Genomic DNA, 12,832 nt, shown 5'->3' on the forward strand with positions numbered 1-12,832 from the left:
CATGAGCATGCTCCGGCTCGAAGCGGTCACCCGATCGGTGACGCTTCCGGATGAGTCGATCCTCGACATCCTGAAGGGCATCGACCTCGAGGTCGAGGTCGGCGACCACATCAGCATCGTCGGCCGATCCGGCAGCGGAAAATCCACGCTGCTCAATCTGCTCGGACTGCTCGACGAACCCACTTCGGGCGCGCTGTACTTCGACGAGGTGCCGGTCGGACGTCTCAGCTCCGCCGCACGCGATCGCCGCCGCGGCCGTGATGTGGGATTCATCTTCCAGCAGTTCAACCTGCTGCCCGGGCGCACCGCCCTGGAGAACGCCATGATGCCGCTGATGTACGCGAAGGGCCGGCAGTTCTGGCGACGCGAGCGGATCGCCACCGAGATGCTCGAACGAGTCGGGCTCGGGCATCGCCTCGACTCGAAGCCCGACCGGCTGTCCGGCGGTGAGCAGCAGCGCGTCGCGATCGCCCGCGCCCTGGTGCGTGGGCCGCGGCTGATCCTCGCCGACGAACCAACCGGTGCACTCGATGTCGAGACCGGCGCCACGGTCATGGCCCTGCTCGATGACATTGCCGAGCAGTCCGGAGCGGCGCTCATCACGATCACGCACGATGTCAACGTCGCCGCCCTGGCGCGGCGACACTACCGGCTCGATCAGGGCGTCCTCGTCCGGATTGACGACCTGGCCCGAACCCCTGACGACCTGATCCGAACCGCTGGTCCGGCCTCGCCTTACCGCCCGATATCCGCGGCTCCGCAGAGCCCGGTCGGCGCGGAACCGTCGCCCACCTACGGCACGGCGGAGGTGACCGCGTGAGCGGCTTGGTCAGCTCAATCCTCGAGGCATGGTCCGAGCTCAAGATCAACCGCACACGAGTGCTGCTGAGCCTGATCGGCGTAGCCGTCGCGGTCGCCGCGCTCACCTCGGTCACCGGGGTCGGCGGTATGGCCAGACAGGCGATGGTGGAGCAGTACGAGCGCGGATCCGGCAGGCCGGCGATGCTCATGGTCAGCGCCTGGAGCGACCAAGGCAATCCGATCGACAGCACGCAGGTCGAAGAGGCTTTTCTGGCTGCCGTTGACCGGTACAACGTGGAGTATCACTCCCGCATGTTCTGGGGTTCGACCAACGTGCAGTTCTCGGATGGCACCCGCATGGTTCAATCGATCGCCGTGGACGCTGACTACGGCGTGATGCACCGCATGGAGGTGGCCGACGGACGTTGGCTCGCTGACACGGATGTCGGCAAGCTCGCCCCGTCGATCGTCGTCAACGAGCGGTTCCACGAGAGTCTCGGCTCGCCGGATCTGGGGACCCATCCAACGGTGATGCTCCGCGGGCAGGACGAACTGGTGACCGCCGTTGTTGTCGGCATCACGCCTTCGCAGCAGTGGGAGACCGAGCCGATGATGCACCTGCTCGTCGACGATTACGAGCGGTTCGCGAACCCGGTCGACCTGGCCATGGGACCGCCACAGTATGAGATGTGGGTTCCGCCGGAACTCGGTGACCAGTTGCAGCAGCTGGTCGAGCGCGACATCGCGGCGGCCCTCGGCGAAGATGCGCAGGCCAGTGTCTCGCGCAACGACTACCTCGTCTGGGGCGGCGGTTCCGACCCGCTGCTGCCATTCACGCTGACCATCGGCGGGGTCGCCGTGCTCGTGTTGCTGCTCGGCGCGCTCGGGCTCGTGAACATCACCATGGTGACCGTGAAGTACCGCATTCGTGAGATCGGCATCCGCCGCAGTTTCGGAGCCAGCGCCGGCCGGGTGTTCTTCTCCGTGATGATGGAAAGCGTTGTCGCCACAGCAGTCGCAGGATTCATCGGAGTACTGATTGCCGTGGCCGTCGTGTCGAACCCATCGATCCAGCAACTCGTAGCCAATGGGATCGAGGACCTGCCTTCATTCCCGATGGATGCCGCGATCACCGGCATGCTGGTCTCCGTCGTCGTCGGCGCCATCGCCGGCCTGCTGCCCGCGATCGTCGCCGTCCGAGTGAAGGTGATCGACGCCATCCGCTACTAAAGTCCAGCCTGCCGAGACCCCCGCACGGGGACACACTCGCCCCTGCTACCGGCCAGTGACGGATGCTGCCAGTACCGTTGAATCCATGGCTAGCAACTCCCGGTCGACACCGCCGCGCGCGCGCACGACGTCGACCCGTGGCGGCGGCAAGCAGACCAGCACCACCCGCACCCAGGCCACCAAGAAGCTGCCCGTGCAGCCCACCCAGCAGCCGGGTCTGCTGACCCGCGCCTGGATGGGCCTCGCGCACCTGGCAGGCGGGGCGTTCCGCGTGTTCGGCAACGAGAGCCTCGCCAAGGAAGAACGGCGCGACGGCGTCCCGTTCCTGATCCTCGTGCTCGCGGTGGTCGGTGTCGTCGTCGAGTGGTTCAACCCGACCGACTCGGTCGCGCTCGCGCTCGACGCCTACACCTTCGGTGGCCTGTTCGGCCGGGTCGCGTTCGCGCTGCCGGTGATCATGCTGCTGTTCGCGGCGTGGCTGTTCCGGCATCCGGCCAGCGTCCACGACAACACCCGGATCGGCATCGGCCTTGGGCTGCTGCTTATTTCGGTGAGCGCCATCTGCCACGTCTTCGGCGGACAGCCGCAGCCCGCCGACGGCATGCTGACTCTCGCCACGGCCGGTGGCCTGTTCGGCTGGGTGCTGGCCGCGCCGCTGCTCTTCGTTGGTACGGCCTGGCTCGCGGTCCCCGTCGTGATCATCATCGCGGTGCTCTCGATCTTCATCATCACCAAGACGCCACCGAACCGGGTCGGCGACCGGCTGCGCGAGCTTTACAACTACCTGTTCGGCGCAGAGCTCGCCACCGGCGAGGAACGTGCCGCGCAGAAGGCGGCAACGGGCACCGTCGAGTTCGGATCGCTCGAGGATCTCGGTATCGAGGACGAGGCGCAACTGCCATGGTGGCGCCGCAACAAGTCGCGCCGCGAAGAGGAACCCGCCTTCGACAGCCCGGTGGTCACGAACCAGACCGAGGTGATTGAAAAGACCCCTGTCGAGGAGCCGTTCGGCATCGAACTGCTTGAGGACCTGGCCAAGGCCGAAGACGCCGTGCAGCGGTTCACCGGCGAGATCGACAGCGGCGCCACCGGCATCCGCGACGACGGCGCACAGGAAGCCGCCGCGCACGAAACCAGCGCAGGGCTGCTGCCCGGATTCGCTGACACTGCGAGCGACAAGGGCGCGGCGGGGGAGTTCGACCCCGCAACCGACGAGCCCGAGGCATCCGTCACCGAACCCAGCCAACCGCAGTCGACCACGCCCTACCGGCTGCCCCCGGCGTCAGCGCTGTCGGCAGGCACACCGCCGAAGGCGCGCAGTGCGGCGAACGACACCGTGATCGCAGCGCTCACCGAGGTGCTCACCCAGTTCAACGTCGACGCCAAGGTAACCGGTTTCAGCCGCGGTCCCTCCATCACGCGCTACGAACTCGAGCTCGGCCCCGGCGTCAAGGTCGAACGCGTCACCGCCCTGACCAAGAACATCGCCTACGCGGTGGCCAGCAATGAGGTCAACATCCTCTCGCCGATCCCCGGCAAGAGCGCGATCGGTGTGGAGATCCCGAACACCGACCGCGAGATCGTCTCGCTCGGTGACGTGCTGCGCTCGAACGCTGCAGCGAAGAGCACCCACCCGATGACGATCGGCATGGGCAAGGACGTCGAGGGCGGCTTCGTGGTCGCGAACCTCGCCAAGATGCCGCACCTGCTGGTGGCCGGTTCCACCGGCTCCGGTAAGTCGAGCTTCGTCAACTCGATGATCACGTCGCTGCTGATGCGGGCGAAGCCCTCCGAGGTGCGGATGGTGCTGGTCGACCCGAAGCGCGTCGAACTGTCGATCTACGCCGGTGTTCCGCACCTGATCACGCCCATCATCACGAACCCGAAGAAGGCCGCCGAGGCGCTGCAGTGGGTCGTCAAAGAGATGGACATGCGCTACGACGACCTGGCGAGCTTCGGCTTCCGCCACATCGACGACTTCAACCGCGCTGTGGTGAACAACGAGATCGTGCTCCCGGTCGGCAGCGAACGAGTGCTCAAGCCGTACCCGTACCTGCTGGTCGTGGTCGACGAGCTCGCCGACCTGATGATGGTCGCCCCTCGCGACGTTGAGGACTCCATCGTCCGCATCACCCAGCTCGCCCGTGCCTCCGGCATCCACCTGGTGCTGGCCACGCAGCGACCCTCGGTCGACGTGGTCACCGGTCTGATCAAGGCCAACGTGCCCTCCCGGCTGGCCTTCGCGGTGTCGAGCATGACCGACTCTCGGGTCATCCTCGACCAGCCCGGCGCCGACAAGCTGATCGGCCAGGGAGACGGGCTGTTCCTGCCGATGGGGGCGTCCAAGGCGATCCGTGTGCAGGGCGCCTGGGTGCAGGAAAGCGAGATCACCGCAGTCGTGCAACACGTCACGGCGCAGGCGCGGCCTGAATACCGCAAGGATGTCGCGGCCACCGTCGAGAAGAAGCAGATCGACGCCGACATCGGAGACGACCTCGAGCTGCTGCTCGCCGCCGCCGAGCTGGTGGTCAGCACGCAGTTCGGCTCGACCTCGATGCTGCAGCGCAAGCTCCGGGTGGGCTTCGCCAAAGCCGGCCGGCTCATGGACCTGCTCGAGTCCCGTGAGATCGTTGGGCCGTCCGAGGGCTCCAAGGCACGCGATGTGCTGGTCACCGTCGAGCAGCTGCCCGGCGTGCTTGCCAGGCTTCGCGGCGAGGAGCCCGACGAGCCGCAGGCAACAGCTCCGGCAGCACCGGCATCCGCAGCCCAGCCGTCAACAGCGCCGGCATCCGCTGATGCCTCGGCCGACCGCTACGGCGCCGACCCGGTGGCTGCCATGACGGAGGGTTACCCTGAGGAGGACGTCTCCGAGAGCGAGGACGCCTGGCACCTCACGGGCAGGGATTGACACGAGTGACTGACAGCACGGCGGTACGACCCAGCAACTGGAACGTACCGAACGCGATCACGGTCGTACGGATCCTGCTCACGCCGGTCTTCATCTGGCTGCTACTCACTGCCGACCCGGATGGTGCCGCGCGCTGGGCCGCCGGCGTGTTCTTCATCCTCGCGATTGCCACCGATGGGATCGACGGCTGGATCGCGCGCCGCTGGAATCTCGTCACCGACCTGGGCAAGATCCTCGACCCGATCGCCGACAAGGGACTCACCGGCAGTGCGCTGGTCTGCCTCGCGATCCTGGGGGAGTTGCCCTGGTGGGTGGTCGTGCTGATTCTCGTTCGCGAGATCGGCATCACCATCTGGCGCCTGTTCGAGCTGCGCCTCGGCCGCGTGGTCCCCGCCTCGCGGGGCGGGAAGCTGAAGACCATCGCCCAGTCGGTCGCGATCTCGCTCGCCCTGCTGCCGCTGTGGACGGTGTTCGGAGACTGGATGCACTGGCTGAATGGTGTCACTATGACCATCGCGGTCGTACTCACCGTGATCACAGGACTCGACTACCTCGTGCAGGGCCGTCGGACGAATCGCAAGGAGGTTTGAATGCCCATCGCCGCCGTCCCCGGGAAGCCGGATGTTCCCGAGCCCTCCGTTTCGGCGCTGATCGCCGACCTGTCCGCGCGCGGACTCACCCTGGCGATCGCTGAGTCGCTGACCGGAGGGCTGCTCACCGCCGACTTCGTTCGGCCGGCCGGCGCCTCATCCGTCGTGGTCGGCGGTGTCGTGGCGTACGACACGGCGATCAAAGCCAGTGTGCTCGGCGTGGACGCCGATCTGCTCGAGCGCGAAGGCCCGGTTCATCCCGAGGTGGCGCGGCAGATGGCCGACCGGGTGCGGAACGCGCTCGCAGTCGATGGTCGCCCGGCCGACCTTGGACTGTCCACGACCGGGGTCGCCGGACCGGACCCGCAAGAGGATGCGGAGGTCGGCACCGTCTTCGTCGGAATCGCCACCCGCGCCAGCGTCGATGTCGTCGCCCTGAACCTCGAGGGCACCCGCGATCAGATCCGGGCGCGAACTGTCAGCGAGGCGATCGCGGCCCTCGCCGAGAGGGTGTGACAAGGTGGGAATGCGGGCGGTTTCAATCGCGTTACACCTCATGAATTCACAAGCGTCACACAGTCGTCGCTGGTTAGAGTTTGATCCAATTCGGTTGTAGGGTTATCTACCCACAGTTCAGAGGAAGAGGAGGAGGATCCCATGGTTCTGGTACGACAGGAAATTGGTGACGTACTTCGGGACTTCCGCCTGCAAAAGGGGCGCACGCTGCGTCAGGTTGCCAGCAAGGCGAGCGTCGCCTTGGGCTACCTGAGCGAAGTTGAGCGTGGCCAGAAGGAAGCAAGCTCAGAGATCCTGGCCTCGGTGGCCGGTGCTCTGGACACCCCGATTTCCGTCATCATGCGCGAGGTCGGTGACCGGCTCGCGGTCATCGAAGGCATCGCCCCCATTCCCGACAGCATTCCCGACGACCTCGTTGCCGAGTTCGACCCGGGTCTTGCCGTTCGGTAGACGGACTGCGAAGGCTTCGGCCCCGGGCTTGTGCCCGGGGCCGCTCTCATTCACCTCGCGTTACGGTTGCACGATGCGCCTCTCCCAGTTCTGGACCGCGATCACCGACGAGTTCGGTGAGTACGGCCGCGTCCTCACCCGCGACCTGGCCCTGCCGGAGTTCGGCGGGCTGACCGCAGAGGAAGCGATCGCCGCAGGTCACCAGCCGAAGGCGGTCTGGCTCGCGCTCGCGAAGGCAGCGGATGTCCCCGAGAGCCGCTGGCACGGGGTGGGGCAGCGCGAACCCAAGAAATAACGGCGAGAAACAGCCGGCGACACGCCAGTCGCCTCTCGAACAATTGTTCGAATCGAAGTAGTCTCCTCAACAGCGGCAGTCGAAAACGAATTGTGCACTCGTCGCCGATGCTCCGACGCAATGTCGGTGGCTCGGCGTAGATTCACACTCGGAAGCGACGGTGTTCAGAGAACTGACGCCGCACCAGCCTTGTCGGGAGGCTGAGGGCCTTGCACCACCGGCCAGCAGCGGATCGACAGTCTATGGGCAGCAACCACGACTCACGAGGAGACAGCAATGGCATCAGCAGCAGACCGCGAGAAAGCCCTCGAAACGGCACTCGCCCAGATCGACCGGCAGTTCGGCAAGGGCAGCGTGATGCGCCTGGGCAGCGATGAGCGTGCCCCCGTTGCCACCATCCCCACCGGCTCCATCGCGCTTGACGTCGCGCTCGGCATTGGCGGGCTCCCGCGTGGCCGCATCGTCGAGATCTACGGTCCGGAGTCGTCGGGTAAGACCACCCTCACGCTGCACGCCATTGCCAACGCGCAGCGCGCGGGCGGCATCGCTGCCTTCATTGACGCCGAGCACGCGCTCGACCCCGAGTACGCCAAGAAGCTCGGCGTCGACATCGACTCGCTGCTTGTCTCGCAGCCCGATACCGGTGAGCAGGCGCTCGAGATTGCCGACATGCTCGTGCGGTCAGGCTCCATCGACCTGATCGTGATCGACTCCGTCGCCGCACTGGTGCCGCGCGCCGAGATCGAAGGCGAGATGGGTGACTCGCACGTCGGCCTGCAGGCGCGCCTGATGTCGCAGGCGCTGCGCAAGCTGACCGGTGGGTTGAACACCACGAACACCACCATGATCTTCATCAACCAGCTGCGCGAGAAGATCGGCGTGTTCTTCGGCAGTCCCGAGACCACCGCCGGTGGTAAGGCGCTGAAGTTCTACGCGTCGGTCCGCCTCGACATCCGCCGGATCGAGACCCTCAAGGATGGCACCGACGCCGTCGGTAACCGCACCCGGGTCAAGGTCGTGAAGAACAAGATGGCTCCGCCGTTCAAGCAGGCCGAGTTCGACATCCTCTATGGCGTCGGCATTTCCCGCGAGGGAAGCCTGATCGACTTCGGTGTCGACCACGGCATCGTGCGCAAGTCCGGTGCCTGGTACACCTACGACGGTGACCAGCTCGGGCAGGGTAAAGAGAACTCGCGCAACTTCCTCATTCAGAACCCGACAATCGCCGCAGAGATCGAGACCAAGATTCTCGCGAAGCTCGGCATCGGAGCCGAAGGCAAGGCTGCTGCGGCTGCTGAAGCGGCCGGGGCCGTCGGAGCGGCCGGGGCTGCCGAGGCGCCGGTCAAGCCGATCCAATCGAAGGTCGCCGCCCGCAAGGGCGCGTAACGTGACGGGCCGAGACGGCCTCGCCCGGGTGACCTGGTTGCCCGGGGCGAGGCCGGCGGACGAGGTTCCGGCGGATGAGGTACCTGCGGTTGCCGGTGCTGACGTCTCCGAGGACGGCGCCTGGAACGAACCCGAGTTCGATCAGGCGAGCATCGAACGCATCAGCATGCAGGCGCTCACCCGGCGAGGCGTCTCTTCCCGTGAGATGCACAAGCTGCTCGTCGCACGTGGCGTCGACTCCGACGCCGCCAGCGACGAAGTCGCCCGGCTCGAGCGGGTCGCGCTGCTCGATGATGCGGCTCTCGCCGAGACCCTGGTGCGCACCCTCACCGAGCGAAAGGGCCTCGGCCGCAGCGCCCTCTCCGCGGAACTGTCGAGGCGACTGCTCGACCCGGTCGCGGTGGAGTCCGCCCTCGCCGCGCTCGACGGCGGTGACGAGGCCGCCCGCGCCCGCGCACTGGCGCTGAAACGTGCTCCGCAGTTGCGTTCGCTCGACCACGAGGTGGCCGTCCGCCGGCTGTCAGCATTCCTCATGCGCAAGGGCTACTCGGGGGCCATCGTCCGCGGCGCCGTGGACGCCGCGCTCGGCGGCCGCGGCGGTCGAAGCGGCCCCGGTGGACGCACCGGCGTCCGCTTCGAGTAGCGGCTCTCGCGCCGCCGTAAACTGGGCTGCATCATGTCCGAGACCCTCCAGACGCCCCGCACCTACGAGGTGCGCACCTTCGGCTGTCAGATGAACGTGCACGACTCCGAACGGTTGAGCGGATCGCTCGAGGCTGCCGGCTACGTGCCCGCGACCAACGGCGACGCCGACGTGGTCGTGATCAACACCTGCGCCGTCCGCGAGAACGCCGACAACAAGCTGTACGGCAACCTCGGTCACCTCGCGAGCGTCAAGCGAAAGCACGAGGGCATGCAGATCGCGGTCGGCGGCTGCCTCGCCCAGAAGGACAAGTCGGTCATCCTCGAGAAGGCGCCTTGGGTGGACGTCGTCTTCGGTACCCACAACATGGGATCGCTGCCGGCGCTGCTGGAACGGGCACGACACAACGACGAAGCTCAGCTGGAGATCCTCGAATCCCTCGAGGTGTTCCCGTCCACGCTGCCCACCAAGCGTGACTCCACCTACAGCGGCTGGGTGTCGATCTCGGTCGGCTGCAACAACACCTGCACCTTCTGCATCGTGCCCGCGCTGCGCGGCAAGGAGAAGGATCGCCGCCCCGGCGACGTGCTCTCCGAGATTCAGGCGGTCGTCGACGACGGCGCGATCGAGGTCACCCTGCTCGGTCAGAACGTGAACTCCTACGGCGTCGAATTCGGCGACCGGCAGGCATTCGGCAAGCTGCTCCGCGCGGCAGGCGCGATCGACGGGCTCGAGCGCATCCGCTTCACCAGCCCGCACCCGGCCGCCTTCACCGACGACGTCATCGACGCGATGGCCGAGACCCCGGCCGTCATGCCGCAACTGCACATGCCGTTGCAGTCCGGCTCCGACCGGATGCTGCGGGCCATGCGACGCAGTTACCGGTCCGAGAAGTTCCTCGGCATCCTCGACCGAGTGCGCGCGAAGATGCCGGACGCCGCGATCTCGACCGACATCATCGTCGGCTTCCCCGGCGAGACCGAGGAGGACTTCCAGGACACCCTGCGGGTCGTCGAACAGGCCCGGTTCGCCACCGCATTCACCTTCCAGTACTCGATCCGCCCCGGCACGCCGGCGGCCACCATGGACGACCAGGTGCCGAAGGAGGTCGTCCAGGAACGCTATGAACGGCTTACCGCCCTGCAGGAGCGGATCAGCTGGGAAGAGAACCAGAAGGTCATCGGCCGAACCGTGGAAGTTCTGGTTGCCACCGGTGAGGGCAAGAAGGATGCCGACACCCACCGGCTCTCCGGACGAGCCGAGGACAGCCGACTGGTGCACTTCGAGGTACCGGCGGGCAGCAGCCTTCCCCGTCCCGGCGATGTCGTCAGCGTGCAGGTAACCCACGCGGCACCGTTCCATCTCATCGCCGACTCCGTCGACGGCAGCCCGTTGAAGGTTCGCCGCACTCGGGCGGGGGACGCGTGGGATCGCGCCCAGGCTGATTCCTGCGCGGTACCGACCCCCGCGGCATCCGGAACCCGTCCAACCGCCGTGTCGCTCGGACTGCCGACGCTGCGTGTGGCGACCACCCCGATCTACGACCTCGGCGACGGGCAGCGGTAGCGATGCTGATCGCCGTCGTCGGCGCCACCGGCACCGGCAAGTCGGCGCTCGCGCTCGATCTGGCCGAAGCCCTCGCGGCCGACGGCCGGCCTGCCGAGATCGTCAATGCGGACGCCATGCAGCTGTACCGCGGCATGGATATCGGCACCGCGAAACTGCCGCTGGCTGAACGCCGAGGCATCCCGCACCATCTGCTCGACGTTCTCGAGGTGACCGACGAGGCCACCGTTGCGCGCTACCAGATCGAGGCACGTGCCGCCGTCGAGGAGATCCAGGACCGCGGCGTCGTGCCGATCCTGGTCGGCGGCAGCGGGCTGTACGTGTCCTCGGTGCTGTTCGACTTCCGCTTCCCGGGCACCGATCCCGTCATCCGGCGGCGACTCGAGACCGAGTTGGAACAGTCCGGGCCGGGCGAACTCTACCGGCGGTTGCGCGACCTGGACCCGATCTCGGCGGCGTCGATCGGCGCCTCGAACGGGAGGCGCATCGTGCGAGCGCTCGAAGTGATTCAGCTGACCGGGGAACCGTTCAGCGCCGGGCTGCCCGACGAGCCGCACTACTGGCGGCCGACGACCCTGCTGGGGCTGACCGCGCCGCGCGACGAACTGATCGCCCGCCTCGACGCGCGGGTGCAGCAGATGTGGGCGGACGGCCTGGTCGACGAAGTCGAGAGGCTGCTGCCCCTGGGCATCGAGCAAGGGGTCACCGCCAGCCGCGCGATCGGGTATGCGCAGGCCATCGGGCAACTCCGCGGAACCCTGGACGAGCCGGGCGCGATCGAGCAGACCGCGTCGCTCACCCGGCGCTACGCCCGCAGGCAGGTGAGCTGGTTCAAGCGATACGCGCACACCACCTGGCTCGACTACGACGATTCAAACCGACTCGAGCGTGCCCTCACTGCGGTGGGGCGCAACTAACGCAACTAACATTGACTCGATGACGTCGCTGAACTTCACCAAGGGACACGGAACCGGCAACGATTTCGTGCTGATCGCCGACCCGGACGGCCAGCTGGACCTGTCGCCCGCGCAGATCGCCGCGATCGCCGATCGCCACTTCGGTGTCGGCGGTGACGGCGTGATTCGTGTTGTGCGGTCCAGGCACCTGCCCGACGGTGCCGAGGCGTTGGCCGAGGACGAGTCAGCGGAGTGGTTCATGGACTACTACAACGCCGACGGCAGTGTCGCCGAGATGTGCGGCAACGGCATCCGCGTCTTCGCCCGGTTCCTGCTGGAGACCGGACTCGCCGAACTCGAAGACGGCGACACCATGGCCATCGGCACCAGGGCCGGCGTGAAAGACCTGCAACGGAACCTCACCGGGTTCCAGGTCGACCTCGGGCGGTGGTCGCTGGACGGCGGTGAACCGCTCGTCAGAACCCGCAACCTCCAGGTGGCCAGGCCGGGCCTTGGGATCAGTGTCGGCAACCCGCACGTGGTGGTCGCCCTCGCGAGCGACGACGAACTGCAGGCAGCCGACCTCGGCTACATCCCGATCATCGACCCGGTACCCGAGCACGGCGCCAACGTCGAACTCGTGGTCCCGCAAGATCCGCTGGTCAGAGACGGCATCGGCTGGATCCGGATGCGGGTGCACGAGCGCGGTGTGGGGGAGACCCTGAGCTGCGGGACGGGCGCTGCCGCCGCGGCCCTGGCCACCCGGCATTGGGCAGGCGCCGGGGCTCCGAACCAGTGGCGCGTGGACGTGCCCGGTGGAACGGTCGGAGTTCGGATGTTCCCGACCGAAGACGGCGAGCACGTCGCCCTGAGCGGACCGGCGGAGCTGGTCTACGAGGGAACGCTCACCGTGTGATCAGCGTTTCTTGCCCCGGAGCACCCGGAAACCCTTGCTGGTCGCGGCACGGGTGAAACTGAACTCATCGGGGAACGTCGTCTGAAGCCAACGATGCAGGGAATCAGAACCAAGGTTGCGTGCAACGACGAGCCAGGCGTCCGTGCCATGGTCCAGTCGGGGCAGCCAGCGTTCCAGCAGGCTGTGCAACTCGTTCTTACCGACCCGGATCGGTGGGTTCGACCAGATCGTCATGAAGACCACATCGTCGGGCACCTCATCGGGTGTGACCGCCTTGATGTTGCTCACGCCGGCAATCTCGGCGTTCCGGCGCACCAGGTCGAGAGCCCGCTCGTTGACATCCACGGCCCACACGGTCGCGTGTGGCGACTCCAGGGCCAGGGTGAGCGCGATCGGACCCCAGCCACAACCAAGGTCGAGCAGGTTGCCACCCGGCGGTGGCGCGGGCGTGTTCGAGAGCAGCACCTGGGTGCCGACGTCGACGTGGTCAGGGCTGAACACCCCACCCGCGGTCGTCAGTTGAAAGTCACGCCCGGCGAGCCGCGCATGAATCTGGCGCAGGTTGGCCTCGCTCGAGGGCATTGATGAGAAGTAATGCTCCGCGGCCATGCAGAGAAACTTACCGAAAAGCGAAG

Annotated in this window: 13 protein-coding genes; 12 read left to right on the top strand and 1 reads right to left on the bottom strand. The window is 66.9% G+C overall.

The genetic code is table 11. From position 1 onward, the window contains the following. Position 1 precedes the first annotated feature (1 nt). The 12 genes from GO591_RS05225 to dapF all read left to right on the top strand — a co-directional run bounded on the left by GO591_RS05225 (position 2) and on the right by dapF (position 12,197). Positions 2-820 carry an ABC transporter ATP-binding protein gene (locus tag GO591_RS05225; RefSeq protein WP_157155845.1) on the top strand — a complete coding sequence of 273 codons (819 nt, stop codon included), beginning with the start codon at positions 2-4 and terminating at the stop codon, positions 818-820. Then, positions 817-2,031 (top strand): ABC transporter permease, encoded by a 1,215-nt coding sequence (locus GO591_RS05230; protein ID WP_157155846.1) that lies wholly within the window; start codon positions 817-819, stop codon positions 2,029-2,031. The genes GO591_RS05225 and GO591_RS05230 overlap by 4 nt, the downstream gene beginning before the upstream one ends. An 85-nt stretch (positions 2,032-2,116) precedes the next feature. Beyond that, positions 2,117-4,939 carry a DNA translocase FtsK gene (locus tag GO591_RS05235; protein ID WP_157155847.1) on the top strand — a complete coding sequence of 941 codons (2,823 nt, stop codon included), beginning with the start codon at positions 2,117-2,119 and terminating at the stop codon, positions 4,937-4,939. Between the two features lie 5 nt (positions 4,940-4,944). Next, a complete protein-coding gene (pgsA, locus tag GO591_RS05240) occupies positions 4,945-5,529 on the top strand; it encodes a CDP-diacylglycerol--glycerol-3-phosphate 3-phosphatidyltransferase (RefSeq protein WP_157155848.1) in 585 nt (194 codons plus the stop codon). Next, complete coding sequence (locus tag GO591_RS05245) at positions 5,530-6,045, top strand: CinA family protein (protein ID WP_157155849.1); 516 nt, start codon at positions 5,530-5,532, stop codon at positions 6,043-6,045. It begins immediately after the preceding gene. A gap of 141 nt (positions 6,046-6,186) precedes the next feature. Further along, complete coding sequence (locus tag GO591_RS05250) at positions 6,187-6,495, top strand: helix-turn-helix domain-containing protein (RefSeq protein ID WP_157155850.1); 309 nt, start codon at positions 6,187-6,189, stop codon at positions 6,493-6,495. Positions 6,496-6,568: 73 nt separating this feature from the next. Continuing rightward, positions 6,569-6,790 carry a DUF3046 domain-containing protein gene (locus tag GO591_RS05255; RefSeq protein ID WP_157155851.1) on the top strand — a complete coding sequence of 74 codons (222 nt, stop codon included), beginning with the start codon at positions 6,569-6,571 and terminating at the stop codon, positions 6,788-6,790. A gap of 276 nt (positions 6,791-7,066) precedes the next feature. After that, entirely contained in the window at positions 7,067-8,176 is a 1,110-nt protein-coding gene (gene recA, locus GO591_RS05260) for a recombinase RecA (protein ID WP_157155852.1), read from the top strand. 1 nt (position 8,177) lies between these two features. Beyond that, positions 8,178-8,819: a regulatory protein RecX gene (locus tag GO591_RS05265; protein WP_157155853.1), complete on the top strand. Its 642-nt coding sequence runs from the start codon at positions 8,178-8,180 to the stop codon at positions 8,817-8,819. A gap of 33 nt (positions 8,820-8,852) precedes the next feature. Next, on the top strand, positions 8,853-10,385 hold the full coding sequence (gene miaB, locus GO591_RS05270) for a tRNA (N6-isopentenyl adenosine(37)-C2)-methylthiotransferase MiaB (protein ID WP_157155854.1): 1,533 nt from the start codon (positions 8,853-8,855) through the stop codon (positions 10,383-10,385). A gap of 2 nt (positions 10,386-10,387) precedes the next feature. After that, positions 10,388-11,302: a tRNA (adenosine(37)-N6)-dimethylallyltransferase MiaA gene (gene miaA, locus GO591_RS05275; RefSeq protein ID WP_157155855.1), complete on the top strand. Its 915-nt coding sequence runs from the start codon at positions 10,388-10,390 to the stop codon at positions 11,300-11,302. Positions 11,303-11,321: 19 nt separating this feature from the next. Continuing rightward, a complete protein-coding gene (dapF, locus tag GO591_RS05280; protein WP_157155856.1) occupies positions 11,322-12,197 on the top strand; it encodes a diaminopimelate epimerase in 876 nt (291 codons plus the stop codon). Here dapF and GO591_RS05285 read toward each other — a convergent pair whose 3' ends face one another. Continuing rightward, positions 12,198-12,806 carry a class I SAM-dependent methyltransferase gene (locus GO591_RS05285; protein WP_157155857.1) on the bottom strand — a complete coding sequence of 203 codons (609 nt, stop codon included), beginning with the start codon at positions 12,804-12,806 and terminating at the stop codon, positions 12,198-12,200. Positions 12,807-12,832 lie beyond the last annotated feature (26 nt).

This window comes from Diaminobutyricimonas sp. LJ205 (assembly GCF_009755725.1).
In the GTDB taxonomy this organism is placed as follows: Bacteria; Actinomycetota; Actinomycetes; order Actinomycetales; family Microbacteriaceae; genus Ruicaihuangia.